Source organism: Bradyrhizobium sp. in8p8 (genome assembly GCF_000426845.1).
In the GTDB taxonomy this organism is placed as follows: Bacteria; Pseudomonadota; Alphaproteobacteria; order Rhizobiales; family Xanthobacteraceae; genus Bradyrhizobium; species Bradyrhizobium japonicum_C.
In genome coordinates, this window is the sequence record NZ_AUGD01000005.1 from 184,213 (window position 1) to 199,807 (window position 15,595).

Sequence of the window (15,595 nt, forward strand, 5' to 3'; positions counted from 1 at the left end):
TTGGGGCGTTGCTACAACCCGCGTCCTCCGCCCCATCATGTTGCCGCCGCGATCGATCGGGTAAATTCCTCGCGTCTGATTCGCCAATCCTGCCCTGGAAACAGCCCCCGGAGACACCCATGAAGATCGCATCCACCTTTCGCGCCGCGCTGCTCGTCATCGCCGCTTTGGCCGGCCTCTCGAGCGCCGCGCGGGCCGACAGCGGCTTCGTGACGCTGACGATCTACAAGGCGGGCTGGATCATCGGCGGCTCGGGCGGCTCGGGCGTGCTGAACTTCCGCGGCCGCACCTATGCGCTCTCGACCGGCGGGCTCGACTACGGCCTCGTGTTCGGCGGATCCAAGACCGTGCTGCGCGGGCGCGTCTCCAACATCAACCGTCCCTCCGATGTCGCCGGAGTCTACGGCGCGGCCGGTGCCGGCCTTGCGGTCGGCCGCGGCGCCCGCGCCATCGTGCTGACCAACCAGAAGGGCGCGGTGCTGGAGCTGACCGGTCACCAGGTCGGGCTGATGGCGAATGCCGATCTCAGCGGGCTTGCGATCACGATGCGGTAGGGGATCGCAAAATGGATCAGCGTGCCGGCTCCTTGGCACGCCTTTCGGTCGTGACCGCCTGCGCAGGCTTGCCGGCGCGGATCATCAGGAACGATCCGGAATCGCCCGGCAGGCGCCAGCGCCCGTCGATCTCGGTCGCCTCGGCGTTCACCGTGCCCTCATAGGTGACACGGTCGTAGCCGAAGCCGGGGGGCTCGTAGCGTTTGACGAACGAGACCGCGCTGCCGGAGCGATGACCCGAGATCGAGGAATTGTGCGTGCTCACCGGGCAACCCGGCATCATGCAGGGCTCGGTCACGCTCCCGCCGAGCGCGCCGCCGGTCTCCACCAGCGTCGCCGTGAACGTGATCATGCCGACGCCCGGCTGGATGTAGCTGCCGTCCCACACGCCGGTCAGATCGTCGCTCATTGCTCAGGTTTCCTCAGGTGTGCAGGCGGTTGATAACCGGCTCATTCACCCGGAGTGGTATCGCCGGAATGTCGCGGTTGCAATACGCGGGCCTGCGGCCATCGTTGCATCGAAGCACGCGCGGCATCGCGCGTTCGACGTTTAGCCGAGAGACGATGCAGGCGCCCGGCGGGTTGCTACGAACGCGCGGCGTTGAACACCGCAAGCTGCGCAGCGAAGGCCTGCTGAAAGGCCGGCCGCGCTTCGCCGCGGGCGACATAGGCGGCGAGGTCAGGATACTCTTCCAGCAGCCCCGACGGGTTCAACCGCCGCAGCATCGTCACCATCATGAGGTCGCCGGCGCTGAACGCGCCATCGAGCCATTCGGCATTGCCGAGGTGGCGGGACAGTTCGCCGAGCCTGACACGGACGCGGTCCTGCAGCATGGGCAGGCGCTCGGCGTACCAGCTCCTGTCGCGCTCGAGCAGCATGGCCATGCCGAGCTCGATGATCGGCGGCTCCACCGTGTTCAGCGCCGCGAACATCCAGGCGATCGCGCGGCTCCTGCCGTTCGCATCAAGCGGCAGCAGCCCGGCATGGCGCTCGGCGATGTGCAGCACGATCGCGCCGGACTCGAATAGCGCGAGATCGCCGTCCTCATAGGTCGGAATCTGCCCGAACGGATGCAGCGCACGATGCGGCGGCTGCTTCAAGTCCTCGAACGAGACGAGGCGAACGTCGTAGGGCTGGCCGACCTCCTCCAGCGCCCAGCGGACGCGCATGTCGCGCGCCTGCCCGCGGCCGCGGTCGGGGGAGCTTGCGAAGGCGGTGATGGTGGGCATCGGACGCTCCTGGGCAATCACGCCATGTGTTCACAGGACGATCGGCCAGGGGAGAATCCGACAAGCTGTCTCGTTTTTCGGACGCGTGACGAAGCCAGACCCTCATGGTGAGGAGGCGCGTAGCGCCGTCTCGAACCATGCAGGCCCCACCTCGTCCGCAGCCATCCTTCGAGACGCCTGCTGCGCAGGCTCCTCAGGATGAGGTCCATGGGGGAGGCACGTCCAGCGCGGCGATCCACGCCGCTAGCTGCCGCCAAGGCTCCAGCGTCCAATGTCCGGACGCGGCGCCTGACGGCGACGGCAGCACAAATATTTCCGGCAAGCTCTCATTACGCGTCTGCCGCCCCAGCGCAATCGCAGCCGACGGCCGGCCGTAAAACAGGCTCGCCGCCTTCTTGCTCGTGAACGCGATCGTCCGCGGCCGGCACTTGTCCATCTTCGCCCTGAACCCCGGCACGTCCATCGTCTCCGCCGCGATCTGGTGATCCATCCCCGCGCCCGTCTTGCAGAGATCGGTGAAGCCGATCCCGAGATCGAGCAGCGACGCGAACTCGCCCGGCTGATAGCGCCGCGGCGTGATCCCGGACTCATGCAGCGCGCGCCAGAAGCGGTTGCCGGGATGGGCGTAGTAGTGCCCGAGCGCGGCCGAGCGCGTCGAGGCGGCGGTGCCGACGAAGACGAGGCGGAGATTGGGGCGGAGGAGGTCGGGGAGGCGGTGCGGGGTGGCGTTAGCCAAATGAACCCTTATCTTCTAGTCCACGCGGCCCTAGAGACCAGGGCTGATTCAGCGGAGCGACGCGACAAGATTGCTTGCTCTAGTGTCCATTGCCCATATCTGGTCTCCAATACTGCGAAGCATTGGTCTCACCGGTTGCGATCGGCTCTCTGCTTAGCAGCGGCTGCGCGCGCTTTGTCGCGATCGGGCCAGAACTTGTCAAGTAAGTATCTCGCTTCAACCAACGGGATCTCGAACTCGTTTGAAAGTCTTTCGACATCCCACGAGTCGAAGCTTGCACTTCTTCTGCTGGTACCGAAGAAATTAAAAGGGGCTTGTGCGGTTTCGATTGCGCGCCGGGCCCGACCGTAAGCAACTTCAGATTCGAGAATCTTCAATTGGATTAGGGTCGATGCTCCTTCGTCCAAATCTCCATGCTCTAGAATCTGACTGAGCTTTTGTAGAAGCTTCTCGTACGGCCATAAGAGTGTTTCTAGGTTTCGACGCAGTCGACGCGTCCGCATCAAGCGCGCGTAAATGGTAAAGGCGCCCAGCGCAAATAACGCAAAAAGTCCCCCAAGCATCGTAGCCTGAACCAGACTACGAAAATTGCCTCCAATTTCATCCGCCACCCTCCCAATGAGTGGGCCGACGGTGACGCCAAGCATTGCAACGAAAATAAAATATCCAAAAAGTCTGAGGAGGGTTTTCTCAGACTCTTGCTCAATTTCGGTTGCTGAAGTCTCGATGCGCTTTGTGTATTCTTCAAGCGCGCTTACGAAGCTCTGCCCCGAAAACCCTTTGGTGGTGCTATCCAGCTCCGGCATGGCTATTGAATCAAACCGCGTATCGCACGAATGGCGTTGTTAAAGTTCACAATCCGAAGGCCGTTGTCGTAGCCGCCGACGGTTTGGGTAAGAACTACATTGTCTTCAGTTTTGAAATTCAAAAGATTTAGTGAAGCTGAGATGTAATCATGAGAAAAATTGGCCTTTCCCTTGTGGTCTTCTATGGATCGAACGAGTTCGCTGTAGCGACCAATTTCATAGTGATTCTTTACTTGCGAGCGATCGGTCCACCAGAGATCTTGCTTGGTCACCAGCGTTAGCATTCTAAGCTTTCCCGGCGAAGTCTTCAGGTGAGGAACTAACTCTTCGAGTGCCCTCAATTCTGCAAACCTCTGCTCTTCAAGGTATAGTTTCAGAAATTCGTCGCTACTAATGCCGGCTCTATAAAGTTTGTGATGTTTGAATTCGAGCTTGGCTAATGAGTGGTATCCCCAAGCGCAGACATTTATGATCGCGTAGCGTTCGGCGGTTTGTATTTCCTTATATAGCTCGTCCCACGCATAGCCTCGCTTGTTTTTTTGGCCTGGAGGTACGTAAGAGGCTACAAAAAATCTACCCTCGATTGCTCCTACCTCCTTCTCAAGGGAAAGATCGTAGTCGGGCGGGACCGTTTCCAGAGACAGCTCGCCGGCCAACAATTTGCCGAGGATGGACTTTCCGACGCCGCCCTCTCCGAAAATGAAGAGTTTGAACTTTCCGCCCTTGGCCGCTTCGAGCAAATCTTTGCTGAATTGAGCAACAATAGATCGCTCTTTCCACGCTTGCTCAAGCAGAGCGGTCGTTGCGAGTTCAATAAACATGCTTGGTTCTCCAAGGTTAGCTATCTTGCTTGGTGCTCACAACACCCGATTGCTCTCCTTCACCTTCTCCGCATCCAGATAAACGCTGCTGCCCATCTCCTTGAACTTCGCGCTCATCTTCGCCATGCCATCCTCGGCGGTGCCGCTGATCGACATCCCCACGCTGTTCGGATCGTTCAGCGTCGCCGCGTAGTCGCGGACGTCCTGCGTGATCTTCATCGAGCAGAATTTGGGGCCGCACATCGAGCAGAAATGGGCGACCTTGTGGGCTTCCTTCGGCAGGGTCTCGTCGTGGAAGCTCTTGGCGGTGTCGGGATCGAGGCCGAGGTTGAACTGGTCGGTCCAGCGGAATTCGAACCGCGCGCGGGAGAGGGCGTCGTCGCGCAGTTGCGCGGCGGGGTGGCCCTTGGCGAGGTCGGCGGCGTGGGCGGCGATCTTGTAGGTGATGACGCCGGTCTTGACGTCGTTGCGGTCGGGCAGGCCGAGATGCTCCTTCGGCGTGACGTAGCAGAGCATGGCGCAGCCGAACCAGCCGATCATGGCGGCGCCGATGCCCGACGTGATGTGGTCATAGCCCGGCGCGATGTCGGTGGTCAGCGGCCCGAGCGTATAGAACGGCGCCTCGCCGCATTCCTTGAGCTGCTTGTCCATGTTGATCTTGATCTTGTGCATCGGCACGTGGCCGGGGCCTTCGATCATGACCTGGCAGCCCTTGTCCCACGCGATCTTGGTCAGTTCGCCGAGCGTCTCCAGCTCGGCAAACTGGGCGCGATCGTTGGCGTCGGCGATCGAGCCGGGGCGCAGGCCGTCGCCGAGCGAGAACGAGACGTCATACTTGCGCATGAGGTCGCAGATCTCGTCGAAATGCGTATAGAGGAAGCTCTCCTTGTGATGCGCCAGGCACCACTTCGCCATGATCGAGCCGCCGCGCGAGACGATGCCGGTGACGCGGCTGGCGGTGAGGTGTATGTATTGCAGGCGCACGCCGGCGTGGATGGTGAAATAGTCGACGCCCTGCTCGCACTGCTCGATCAAGGTGTCCTTGTAGAGCTCCCAGGTCAGCTTGACCGGATCGCCGTTGCACTTCTCCAGCGCCTGGTAGATCGGCACCGTGCCGATCGGCACGGGCGAATTGCGCAAAATCCATTCGCGGGTGGTGTGGATGTTGCGGCCCGTGGAGAGGTCCATCACGGTGTCGGCGCCCCAGCGGATCGCCCACACCATTTTCTCGACCTCTTCCTCGACCGACGAGGTCACGGCGGAGTTGCCGATATTGGCGTTGATCTTGGTCAGGAAGTTGCGGCCGATGATCATCGGCTCGAGTTCGCTGTGGTTGATGTTGCAGGGGATGATGGCGCGGCCGCGCGCGATCTCCGAACGCACGAACTCCGGGGTGATGAAGGCGGGCACCGAGGCGCCGAAGCTCTCGCCGTCGGCAAGCGCAGCCTCCGCACGTTCGAGCTGCTTCTTGCGACCGAGGTTCTCGCGCTCGGCGACGTAGATCATCTCCTTGGTGATGATGCCGGCGCGGGCGAATTCGAGCTGGGTGATCTTGTGGCCGTCGAGGCCGCGCAGCGGCTTGTGATAGGCCGAGAAGGCACGCGCGGCGTTGTCCGTGGAGACGCTGCCATTGTCCTCCGGCTTGATCTGGCGGCCCTCATATTCCTCGACGCCGCCGCGCTCCAGCACCCAGGCCTTGCGATTGCGCGGCAGGCCGGCGTTGACGTCGATTGTCACGCTCGGGTCGGTGTAGGGACCGGAGGTGTCGTAGACCGGCAGGTTTGGTTCGCCCGCGCCTTCGGACAGGATGATCTCCCGCAGCGGCACGCGCAGGTCCGGCGCGGCGTCCGGCGTGGCGAAGATTTTTCGGGAGGAGGGCAGGGGACCGGTGGTGACGGCCGGCACGGTCTTGTCAGGGTTGGAGCGGATGTTCATGGGGAATCCTCCGGGTTAATTCTGGTGTGCGTGCGTTGGAGCGACGGCGTTGAATTCTCGCTCCGTCATTGCGAGGAGCCCGCGACAAAATTGCATAGCAATTTTGCGCTGGTGCGACGAAGCAATCCAGACTGTCTCCGCGGAGGATTCTGGATTGCTTCGCTGCGCTCGCAATGACGAGCGGAGAGAGTTTCGGTCATGCCGTCTCCTTGGTCACGCCGAGCCACTGCCGCACGCGGGCATCCGGATCGGGGTTCTGGGTGACGTCCGAGACGACGGCGATCGAATCCGCGCCCGCGGCAAAGATCTCCGCGGCGTGCTCGAACTTGATGCCGCCGATGGCGACCAGCGGGATATCGCCGATGCGCTTCTTCCATTCCGTGATTTTGGGAATGCCCTGCGGCTCGAAGCGCATCGATTTGAGCGTGGTGAAGAAGATCGGACCGAGCGCGACGTAATCGGGCCTGGCTTCGAGCGCGGTCGCGAGCTCGGCGTCGTCATGGGTGGAGATGCCGAGCTTGAGGCCGGCCTCGCGGATGGCCCCGAGGTCGGCCTCGGCGAGGTCCTCCTGGCCGAGATGCAGATATTGCGCGCCGGCGACGATCGCCGCGCGCCAATAGTCGTTGACGACGAGCTTCGTCTCCGTGCCCTTGGTGATCGCCAGCGCGTCGGTGACGATCTGCAGAGCGGCGGCGTCGTTCAGCTCCTTCGCGCGCAGCTGGATGGTGCCGACGCCGAGCCTGGTCAGGCGTTCGACCCATTGGAGGCTGTCGACGACGGGATAGAAGCGATCAGGATACGGCATGCCAGAACGGGGTCCCAACGACAGGGGTTGAAGGAGAGGCGAAGTCGCGGGCGTTCATCAGCCCGGCCTCGTAGGCGGTGCGCCCGGCCTCGCAGCCGAGGCGGAAGGCGGTCGCCATCGCGACGGGATCGGCGGCCTTGGCGATCGCGGTGTTGAGCAGCACGGCATCGTAGCCGAGCTCCAGCGCCTGCGCGGCGTGGGAGGGCGCGCCGAGACCGGCGTCGACCACCAGCGTGATGTCGGGCAGCCGCTCGCGCAACAGCATCAGCGCATCGCGGTTGGTGATGCCCTTGGCGCTGCCGATCGGCGCGGCCCATGGCATCACCACCCTGCAGCCGGCATCGACCAGGCGGTTCGCGACCGAGAGATCCTCGGTGCAATAGGGGAACACCTCGAAGCCGTCCTTGGTCAGGATGGTCGCGGCCTCGACCAGGCCGACGACGTCGGGCTGCAGCGTGTCGTTGTCGGCGATGACCTCCAGCTTGATCCAGGCCGTGCCGAACAATTCGCGCGCGAGCTTTGCCGTGGTCACCGCCTCGCGCACGGTGCGGCAGCCGGCGGTGTTCGGCAGCACTGACACGTCGAGCTCGCGGATCAGCTTCCAGAAGGCGTCGCCGGTCTTGCCGCCGGCGGATTCGCGCCGCAGCGACACCGTGACGATGTTGGCGCCGGACGCGCGGATCGCGTCCTGCATGATCGCGGGCGAGGGATAGAGCGCGCTGCCGATCAGGAGGCGCGAGGCGAAGGTCTTGCCGTAGAAGGTCACCATGTTGAAGTCCCCGTCATTCCGGACGGGCCGCGGTACGCGGGCCGATCCGGAATCTCGAAGTTGTGGCGCGAGATTCCGGGTTCACGCTTCGCGTGCCCCGGAATGACGGGCCAAAAAGAGCCGTCGCCGCGAAGAGAGTGCGCCATCCCGCTCACCCTCCCTGCCGCGGCGTGATGATCTCGATCTCGTCGCCGGCCTTCAGCCGCGTTTCGGCCCAGCGGCTTTTCGGCACGACGTCGTAGTTCAGCGCGATGGCGAAATGGGTGCCCTCGTAGTCGAGCTCGGTGAGCAGCGCGTCGACGCTGGCCGCGTTCACCTCGCGCTGCTCGCCGTTGACGATCACGCGCATTGCATCACCTCGTTGTCGATCTGGCCGCGCTCGACATAGGCGAGGGTCAGCTCGGCGAGCGCGGGCGCGATCAGGAAGCCGTGGCGGTAGAGACCGTTGACGCTGATCCTGCCGCCGCGGATGCCGATGCGCGGCAAATTGTCGGGGTAAGCGGGGCGCAGGCCCGAGCCGAATTCGACGATGCGGGCCTCGCCGAAGGCCGGATGCACGGTGTAGGCCGCGCCCAAGAGCTCCAGCGCCGAGCGGACGCTCACGCCAGTGTCTTCCGCTTCGATCGAGGTCGCGCCCAGCATGAACAGGCCGGCCTCGCGCGGGATCACGTAGAGCGGCCAGCGCGGATGGATCAGCCGCACCGGGCGCGCTAGCTGCACCTCGTCGGTCTCGATCAGGATCATCTCGCCCTTGACGCCGCGAAGCTCGCTGTGCTCGTCGCGGGCACCGAGACCGCGGCAGTCGATCACGATGCCGTCGGGATCCGAGTTGGCGAGATCGCTTGCGGTGACGTCGCTGCAGAACTTGATGGTGCCGCCGGCGGCGCGGATGCGCGCGTGCAGCTTCGGCAGCACGCGGCGCGGCTCGACATGGCCCTCGGCCGGGAAGAACAGCGCGTCGCGGAAGCGGCCCTCCAGCGAGGGCTCGAGCTCGGCGAGGCCCGCGGCATCGAGCCGGCGGTGGTCCTCGGTCATGTGCGCGAAGCGCTCGAAGTCGTTGCGCTCGCGCGGATGAGCGACGACGAGCGAGCCGTTGAAGGGCGTGTCGGGCAGCTCGCGCCGCCATAGATCGAGCGAGCGCAAGCCCAGGCGGCTGATGATGGGTTCTGCGACCTCGGCTTCGCAATAGGGCGCGAGCATGCCGCCGGCCCAATGGCTGGTGGCCTCCGTCATCGCCTCGTCGCCGCGCTCGTGCAAGGTGACGGCGTGGCCGGCCTGCGCGAACAGCAGCGCCTGCCATGCGCCTGCAATGCCTGCGCCGATGATGGATACCGGGGAATCCGGTCGCTTGGTGGTCTGCAACATCCCTGTCCCTTCGCCGGCATGACCCGGATCAGGTTCAAAGGGTCACCGCGGTCTTGGGCAGCCGGTGTTGGCGGATTGCCCATTTAGCGGTATCTCAGCTCCTCCTCGGAGCACCCCTCGGAACGGGTCTAATGTATGCCAGTGGCGGGCGGTGTCAACGCGTGTTGCCGCGGACGAGTCATTCCGGGGCGGACCGCAGGACCGGGCCCGGAGTCTCGAGATTCTCGGGTGCGCAATTGCGCACCGGGGTTCGATGCTTCGCATCGCCCCGGAATGACGGTGGTTAGTGCGGAACCTGCGCCCGCGCGTTGCGGACGCGCTGAGCCAGCTTGCGAGGCGGCGCCGTGCCGAACATCGGCTGCGGATTGCCGTTCGGCTCGAGCCAGGGCTGGCCAAAATTGCCTTCGCCCATGCCGGCGAGCTGCACGGACTGCTGACGCTGGCGCTTTGCAGCGTAGTAATAGCCGCCCGCGAAATAACGCACGGCTCGGGCGTGGTCGCCATTGGCGGCGCGATAGGCGCCGGCGAGGTACTTCACCGCATAGGTGAGGTTGGTGTTGGGATCGCGCAGGCCGGCGGCATCGCCGGTGTAGCCGACGCCGCGGGCGGTCGCGAGCTTGATCTGCATCAGCCCGATGGTGCCGCCACGGCCGACGAGGTGGGGCTGGTAGCGGCTCTCGCGCATGATCACGCGGTGCACCAGCGCTTCCGGCACGCCATTGGCGCGGGCATGGGCTGCGACCATCTCGGCATATTCGGCTTCGCCGGCGAAGGCGGCCTGGGGCAACGTCAATCCGGCCGCGAGCAGCGCGACAACGCGTAAAATTTTCATCAGTTATTCCTTGAGCAGCCTGCGCCCGCTGCGGTTAAGCGACGAGAACGCGGCGATGATGTGACCAAACGCCGCCGATGGCGTTTTTGCGGTGCCGTGCCGCCGTTACGACCCAAAGCTGGCGTAGCCTGATCGGGATGGAACCCGCGCTCGCGGCAGCACGCCTGTCTATTCGCGCCGGCGTGTGAAAGCGAGTATGCAAGCGCTGCAAATCGGGAGAGGTGCCATGACAAAAGCCGGTCTCGTCACTGCACACGCCGCCGTCATCCCCAGACACAATCCCTGCGCCCAATGCGGCACGCCGATCCCCGCACCCGATTGGATCGAGCCGGGCGAGGGGCGCGTCTCCTACCTCTGGACCTGCCACGCCTGCAATTATCGTTTCGAGGCGGTGGCGATCTTCGGGGAGGTTGCCGCCGAGCATCCGCCGCTGGCGGCCTGACATCAAGCCGCCAGCCGGGTCGCCTGCGATCGCGGCAATTGCATCCGCACGATGAGCCCGTGCGGCTTGCGGTCATGCAGCGACAGCTCGCCGCCATGGGCGAGTGCGATCGCGCGCGCGATCGAGAGGCCGAGCCCGAAGCCGGTGGAATCGTCCATGGTGCGCGCGTCGTCGCCGCGCACGAACGGCTCCAGCATCTCCTGCTTGCGCGCATCCGAAATGCCGGGGCCGTCGTCCTCGACGTCGACGACGAGCGCCGTGTCCGAGACGGCGAGCCGGATCGTCACCTCGGCGCCGAAGCGCGCCGCGTTCTCGACGAGATTGGTGATGCCGCGATGCAGGTCGTCGGGCCGCGCGGCGGCGGTCGCCGACGCCGGGCCTTCGTAACGCACCACGTGGCCCATGTCGCCGAACTGGTCGGCGATGAGCTGCAGCGTGCTGGCGATGTCGACCAGCGTCACGGCCTCGATCTTGCGGTCGTTTCGCAGCAGCGACAGCACCGATTCCAGCATCGCGCGCATCTGATCGAGATCGACCAGCATGCGCTTGCGGTTGCCCTCGTCCTCGATGAACTCGGCGCGCAGGCGCAGCCGCGTGATCGGCGTGCGCAGATCGTGGCTGATCGCGGCCAGCATCCGCGTGCGATCCGACATCAGCCGCGCAATGCGCTCGTGCATGCGGTTGAGCGCGCGCGCCACCGAGCGGATCTCCTCGGGGCCGCGCTCGGGCAGCGGCTCGGCGGTGCCGTCGAGACTGAAATTCTCGGCGGCCTCGGCAAAGGAGGACAGCGGCCTAGTCAGCGCGCGCGCCGCCCAAAGGCCGAGCACGGTGACGCAGATGAAGGCGGTCATCAGCGCCATCAGCCAGGGCGCCCCCCAGAACCACGGCCGGGGGCCGCCATCGACACGAGCTACGATCATGGTGCCGTCGGGCAGTTCGACGCCCACGCGCTCCGGAGTCCCGTTCGGGGCAAGCTGCATTGCCTTGAAGCCCGGGCCGAGATGGCGGCGCATCCCGTGCAGGTGCGGACTGTCGCTGGTCTCGACGGTCGCGGTGCCGGGTGCCAGCATCTCGATGCCGAGCCTCGGAAAGGCGCGCGCCAGATCCGCAAGCAGGCGCGGCCGCTCGCCGGGCTCGGCCGCGCCGAGCAGCAGCGCTGCATCGGCGAGTTGATGCGCCCCGTCCGGCGGCGCGTCGTGGCGGTCCGACCGGTTGATCAAGAATGCGGTCGTGACGACGAGATGGAGCGCGACGGTCGAGGCCAGCACCAGTGCGGCGATCTGCCCGCCGATCCCCTTGAGGTGGAAGAATCCGAACGGCTTCATCGTCGGCATCCCCGCTCAGCTGCTCAGGGAAACCGTGACCGCTTCAGTCCTCGGCGTGAACAGATAGCCGCCTGAGCGTACCGTCTTGATCATGGTGGGATCGGCCGGGTTCGGCTCGATCTTGCGGCGGATGCGGCTGACCAGCACGTCGATGGAGCGCTCGAACGCGCCGGTGTTGCGGCCCTGCGTGAGGTCGAGCAGGCTGTCGCGCGACAGCACGCGGCCCGGCCGTTCGCAAAAGGTGCGCAGGAGATCGAACTCGGCGCTGGTCACCGCCACGCGTGCGCCTTCCGGATTGCGCAACTCGCGCAGGCGAAGATCGATGCGCCAGCCGTCGAAGGCGAGCGTCGAGGCGCCCTCGATCGCGCTCGCCGCCTGCGCGGCAGCCTGGCGGCGCAGCACCGCGTTGATGCGGGCGAGCAGCTCGCGCGGGTTGAACGGCTTCGGCAGATAGTCGTCCGCGCCCATCTCGAGGCCGACGATGCGATCGACGTCCTCGCCGCGTGCGGTCAGCATGATGATCGGCGTCTGCGATTCGGCGCGGACCTTGCGGCAAAGGCTGAGGCCGTCCTCGCCGGGCAGCATGACATCGAGAATGATGAGGTCGACGCGGTGATCGGTCATGGCGCGGGACATCTCGCGGCCGTCGCTCACGGCGGTGACGTTGCACGCGTTGTTGCGCAGGTACTTCGCGATCAGCGTCCGCGTTTCGCGGTCGTCCTCGACGACCAGGATGTTGGGATTGGAAATGGCCATGCGTTCTGTTTGTCCAAAATTCGGGCCAAATGGCGAAGATTTTTGTTTCAGATTGTTTCTGTCCGCCTGTCCGCAACGGGCGGCAATCGAGGTGGTGTGGAGCGGCAAGATCTCGTTAAGGCCGCTAACCATAGCGTGGAGTCGTCAAGCAACGAAACCCCGCAAGATCCACGGAGCCATCATGACCTCGATCTCGGCGGCTTCCGCCGGCAGCTATCAATCGCCGCTCCAGCGGCTTCAGCAGGAACTGCAATCGCAAGTCTCCGCCGGCACGATCTCGTCGACGGACCAGTCCGCGCTCTCGACGGCCCTGACGGATATCGACACGGCGCTGCAGCAGAGCCGATCGAGCGGCCAGTCGAGCGGTACGCGTCCGTCGAAGGAGGCGATGCAGTCGAAGATCGACGATCTCATCTCGAACGAAGTGTCGAACGGGACGCTGACCTCCGATCAGGCGGAGGAGCTGAAAAGCGTGTTTCAATCCGCCTTCGCGAGCGGTCCCGCCAGCGCGGGTGGACCCGGTGGCGCAGGTGGCCCGCCGCCCGGACCGCCGCCGGACGACAGCTCTTCGGATTCGGCGACGACGGATTCGACGAGCAGCAGCTCGACCGAGCAGACCACGGCCGAGATCCTCCAGCAGTTCCTGCAGGCGCTGCAACAGTCGCAATCGTCGGCATCGTCCTACGGCGCCAACGGCAATTCATCGAGCAGCTCGAATTTCTCCGCGCTGCTGATCGACTTCACGAGCTGACCCGAGCCAAGCGAGGTCGGCGCGGTCCTCGCCGCGGTCATGCGTCGCCCAGGACGTATGATCGTCGGCGGGAACCGTGCATCGCAGAATGTTCCTGAGTGACGCAGGAACAAGCCTCGCCTGCTCGCATCGCGCGACGAAATTGTGGCGCGCACGGAACCGGGCGAGATCAGAGCTGTTTTCTCCGCACGAGTTTTCTGTGAAGGAGAGGACAACATGATGAAGTCGATCGTTGCCGGCCTCGCCGGTACTGCACTGCTCACCACCGTCGCGTTTGCGCAATCGCCGACCGCCACCGGCGACAAGGCTGCGCCTTCGGCCACGGCCCCGACGACCTCCACATCCACGACGGCGTCGACCACGGCGTCCGGCCAGTGGCGCACGTCCAAGATGGACGGCCTGAAGGTCTACAACGAGGCCAACGAGAACATCGGCACGATCAATGATCTCTTGATGGACAAGAACGGTGACATCAAGATCGCGGTGATCGGCGTCGGCGGCTTCCTCGGCCTGGGCGAGCATCTCGTGGCCGTGCCCTATGAGAAGCTGAAGTTCGTCAACGAGCCCGTTGCCTCGACCACGGCGAACATGGGCACCAAGCCCGCCGGGACCGCCGGTACTACGACCGGCGCTGCGACCGGCACCGACAGGCCCGCGGCGACCGCGACGACGTCGTCCACGTCGAAATGGTATCCGGACCACGCCGTTTTCAATGCGAGCAAGGACGAGCTGAAGAACATGCCGGAGTTCAAGTTCTCGGAATAATGTAGCTCCGACGCTCCAACGAAGCGCGCCCGGTTTTCACCGGGCGCGTTATCGCTTCTTTGTGGAGCGCCATCTGGTGGCCTACATCCCCGACAGCTTCGTCACGAAAACGTTCAGCGTGCCGCCGGCTTCCGCGACCACGCGAAGCGTCTTCGAATCGAAGGCGATGTCGGCGAGAGTCAGGCTGTCGATCTTGGCCTCGACCCTAAGGCCATCCTCGATCTTCTGATAGTCCGCGATCACGGCGGCGATCTTCTCGCGCGCATTGGCGGCGATCGGCTTCAGATCGAGCGTTGCTCTCTGCAGCAGCGCCTGCTGCATCTGCGGCACCACCGCGCGCGCGGCGGCGCCGAGCAGACCGAACGCCGCCTCGGATTCCACCGCGAGCTCGATGTCCGTCAGGCGCAGCGTTTGCCGCGCCTGGTCGAGCACGGGCCGGCCCCAGATGTGCACCGTCGCCTCGGCGCCGAGGCCGAGCCAGCTCTTCTTCTCCTTCGCTTGCACCAAAAGCGAGATCAGCAGCCGGTCACCCGAGGGTGTCACGTTGGCGCTCCTGACGGTGACGTCGACCGGGCCGGAGCCGTCCTCGGGATAGGTCCGGCCCACCATCTGGGCTGCGATCAGCTTGTTGATCTCGGTGAAGGGCACGTCGATCGGCACGCCGATGTTCACGCCCGTGCCGGTCGGCGGCACGATCGAGATCTTGTCGGGGAAGGGGCAGTCGGGTTTGGTCGGTGTCGAGGTCACGCGTGTCTCGGCTTCGAGGCCGAGCAGCAGCGTCACGGCCTGCGCGTCGACGCGCGGCTGCGCTGCGATGGCGCGGACCGGCTTCATCTCGAGCCAGAGCGGCGGCAGTGCGGCTGACGAGCCCGAGCCTTGCAGCGGAATCGAGCGGCACGCCTTGACCCATTGTGCCCTTGCATTGTCGCGCAGCGAGGGATCGTTGCGGATGCGCTCGGAGACCGCGTTGATCTGCTCGCCGACGGTCTTGTCGATCAGCGGCTTCACCTGCGCCGGCACGTTGACCCTGGCGCCGGCGACGTTGAGGTTGGTGTCGCCGAGATTGACCTGGGCGCCGAGATTGGGCTCCAGATGCCAGGCGGCCGCGAGCTTGGGACGCGAGGTGACGACCACGTTGCCCTTGATCTCGGCGTTGGCGTTCAGGTTCTTGATGTTGACCGCGCCGATCCGTTTTGCTGCGTCACCGCCAAGCACGCTGCCGAGCGCGTCGCCGAGTGCGCCGGTGGCTTTCGACGATAGCGAGCCCGTGACGTTCAGCCTGCCGGTGAGCGGCGTCGAGATCGTCAGCACGTCCTTGTCGCCGCTGGTCGCCATTGGCCCGCGCACGGCGGACCAGCCGATATCGGCGTTCTCCAGGATCTGCGAGATCGGGTTGTCGGCCTTGCCGGCAAAATTGCGCGGCGCGGCCTTCTCGGCCTGCTCGCGGATCGCAGACAGCGCGATAGCCACCGGCGCGATCACGATAGAGCTCTTCGAGGCGGGCGGAAGCGGCGGCAGTTGCGCGACCGGGGGTGCCGAATTCGTCGCCCGCGGCGACAGCAAATCCATTGCCTTCAGGCTGATGAAGAACGACGCCGCGAGCACAGCGACGCCGACCAGGATAGTCTTCAGATTCAATGTCGGTCGCATCAATCCCCCAAGCCGCCCCATCGGGGATTCTACAGGGCAGGCGAGGAGGGCGC

The 15,595-nt window shown here is 64.8% G+C and carries 18 protein-coding genes and 1 riboswitch; of the genes, 4 read left to right on the top strand and 14 right to left on the bottom strand.

What is annotated here, in order from left to right; genetic code table 11:
* Nucleotides 1-119: 119 nt before the first annotated feature.
* Nucleotides 120-554, top strand: a complete 435-nt coding sequence (locus K408_RS0115610; RefSeq protein WP_024339484.1) for a hypothetical protein — start codon at nucleotides 120-122, stop codon at nucleotides 552-554.
* Nucleotides 555-570: 16 nt separating this feature from the next.
* Here the strand turns inward: K408_RS0115610 and K408_RS0115615 are convergent, their stop codons facing one another.
* The 11 genes from K408_RS0115615 to K408_RS0115665 form a co-directional block, all read right to left on the bottom strand.
* The gene (locus K408_RS0115615) at nucleotides 571-963 is read right to left on the bottom strand and encodes a hypothetical protein (RefSeq protein ID WP_024339485.1); all 393 of its coding nucleotides are present in this window, start codon (nucleotides 961-963) and stop codon (nucleotides 571-573) included.
* Nucleotides 964-1,139: 176 nt separating this feature from the next.
* The gene (locus tag K408_RS0115620) at nucleotides 1,140-1,784 is read right to left on the bottom strand and encodes a glutathione S-transferase family protein (RefSeq protein ID WP_024339486.1); all 645 of its coding nucleotides are present in this window, start codon (nucleotides 1,782-1,784) and stop codon (nucleotides 1,140-1,142) included.
* Nucleotides 1,785-1,977: 193 nt separating this feature from the next.
* Entirely contained in the window at nucleotides 1,978-2,520 is a 543-nt protein-coding gene (locus tag K408_RS0115625; RefSeq protein ID WP_024339487.1) for a mismatch-specific DNA-glycosylase, read from the bottom strand.
* A 128-nt stretch (nucleotides 2,521-2,648) separates the two neighbouring features.
* The gene (locus K408_RS0115630; protein ID WP_024339488.1) at nucleotides 2,649-3,326 is read right to left on the bottom strand and encodes a hypothetical protein; all 678 of its coding nucleotides are present in this window, start codon (nucleotides 3,324-3,326) and stop codon (nucleotides 2,649-2,651) included.
* 2 nt (nucleotides 3,327-3,328) lie between these two features.
* Nucleotides 3,329-4,147, bottom strand: a complete 819-nt coding sequence (locus K408_RS0115635) for a hypothetical protein (protein ID WP_024339489.1) — start codon at nucleotides 4,145-4,147, stop codon at nucleotides 3,329-3,331.
* 36 nt (nucleotides 4,148-4,183) lie between these two features.
* On the bottom strand, nucleotides 4,184-6,082 hold the full coding sequence (thiC, locus tag K408_RS0115640) for a phosphomethylpyrimidine synthase ThiC (RefSeq protein ID WP_024339490.1): 1,899 nt from the start codon (nucleotides 6,080-6,082) through the stop codon (nucleotides 4,184-4,186).
* A gap of 196 nt (nucleotides 6,083-6,278) precedes the next feature.
* Complete coding sequence (locus tag K408_RS0115645; RefSeq protein WP_024339491.1) at nucleotides 6,279-6,887, bottom strand: thiamine phosphate synthase; 609 nt, start codon at nucleotides 6,885-6,887, stop codon at nucleotides 6,279-6,281.
* Nucleotides 6,874-7,656, bottom strand: a complete 783-nt coding sequence (locus K408_RS0115650; RefSeq protein ID WP_024339492.1) for a thiazole synthase — start codon at nucleotides 7,654-7,656, stop codon at nucleotides 6,874-6,876. The genes K408_RS0115645 and K408_RS0115650 overlap by 14 nt, the downstream gene beginning before the upstream one ends.
* A gap of 151 nt (nucleotides 7,657-7,807) precedes the next feature.
* A complete protein-coding gene (gene thiS, locus K408_RS0115655) occupies nucleotides 7,808-8,005 on the bottom strand; it encodes a sulfur carrier protein ThiS (RefSeq protein WP_024339493.1) in 198 nt (65 codons plus the stop codon).
* Nucleotides 7,996-9,021 carry an FAD-dependent oxidoreductase gene (locus tag K408_RS0115660; protein WP_024339494.1) on the bottom strand — a complete coding sequence of 342 codons (1,026 nt, stop codon included), beginning with the start codon at nucleotides 9,019-9,021 and terminating at the stop codon, nucleotides 7,996-7,998. Before K408_RS0115660 ends, thiS begins: the two co-directional genes overlap by 10 nt.
* Nucleotides 9,009-9,149, bottom strand: a riboswitch (TPP riboswitch). (Overlaps the previous gene by 13 nt.)
* A gap of 155 nt (nucleotides 9,150-9,304) precedes the next feature.
* Complete coding sequence (locus K408_RS0115665) at nucleotides 9,305-9,853, bottom strand: lytic transglycosylase domain-containing protein (protein ID WP_024339495.1); 549 nt, start codon at nucleotides 9,851-9,853, stop codon at nucleotides 9,305-9,307.
* Between the two features lie 226 nt (nucleotides 9,854-10,079).
* On the opposite strand from K408_RS0115665, the gene K408_RS0115670 reads away from it, so the two are divergent.
* A complete protein-coding gene (locus K408_RS0115670; RefSeq protein WP_024339496.1) occupies nucleotides 10,080-10,295 on the top strand; it encodes a hypothetical protein in 216 nt (71 codons plus the stop codon).
* A 2-nt stretch (nucleotides 10,296-10,297) separates the two neighbouring features.
* Here the strand turns inward: K408_RS0115670 and K408_RS0115675 are convergent, their stop codons facing one another.
* Complete coding sequence (locus tag K408_RS0115675) at nucleotides 10,298-11,620, bottom strand: ATP-binding protein (RefSeq protein WP_024339497.1); 1,323 nt, start codon at nucleotides 11,618-11,620, stop codon at nucleotides 10,298-10,300.
* Nucleotides 11,621-11,635: 15 nt separating this feature from the next.
* Nucleotides 11,636-12,376, bottom strand: a complete 741-nt coding sequence (locus K408_RS0115680; RefSeq protein WP_024339498.1) for a response regulator — start codon at nucleotides 12,374-12,376, stop codon at nucleotides 11,636-11,638.
* Nucleotides 12,377-12,557: 181 nt separating this feature from the next.
* Here K408_RS0115680 and K408_RS0115685 point away from each other — a divergent pair, with 181 nt between their 5' ends.
* Together K408_RS0115685 and K408_RS0115690 are read left to right on the top strand one after the other, a co-directional pair.
* Nucleotides 12,558-13,127, top strand: coding sequence for a hypothetical protein (locus tag K408_RS0115685; protein ID WP_024339499.1), 570 nt, complete (start codon nucleotides 12,558-12,560; stop codon nucleotides 13,125-13,127).
* Nucleotides 13,128-13,343: 216 nt separating this feature from the next.
* Nucleotides 13,344-13,892: a PRC-barrel domain-containing protein gene (locus K408_RS0115690; RefSeq protein ID WP_024339500.1), complete on the top strand. Its 549-nt coding sequence runs from the start codon at nucleotides 13,344-13,346 to the stop codon at nucleotides 13,890-13,892.
* A gap of 81 nt (nucleotides 13,893-13,973) precedes the next feature.
* Here the strand turns inward: K408_RS0115690 and K408_RS0115695 are convergent, their stop codons facing one another.
* On the bottom strand, nucleotides 13,974-15,542 hold the full coding sequence (locus K408_RS0115695; RefSeq protein WP_024339501.1) for a DUF4403 family protein: 1,569 nt from the start codon (nucleotides 15,540-15,542) through the stop codon (nucleotides 13,974-13,976).
* Between the last annotated feature and the right edge of the window lie 53 nt (nucleotides 15,543-15,595).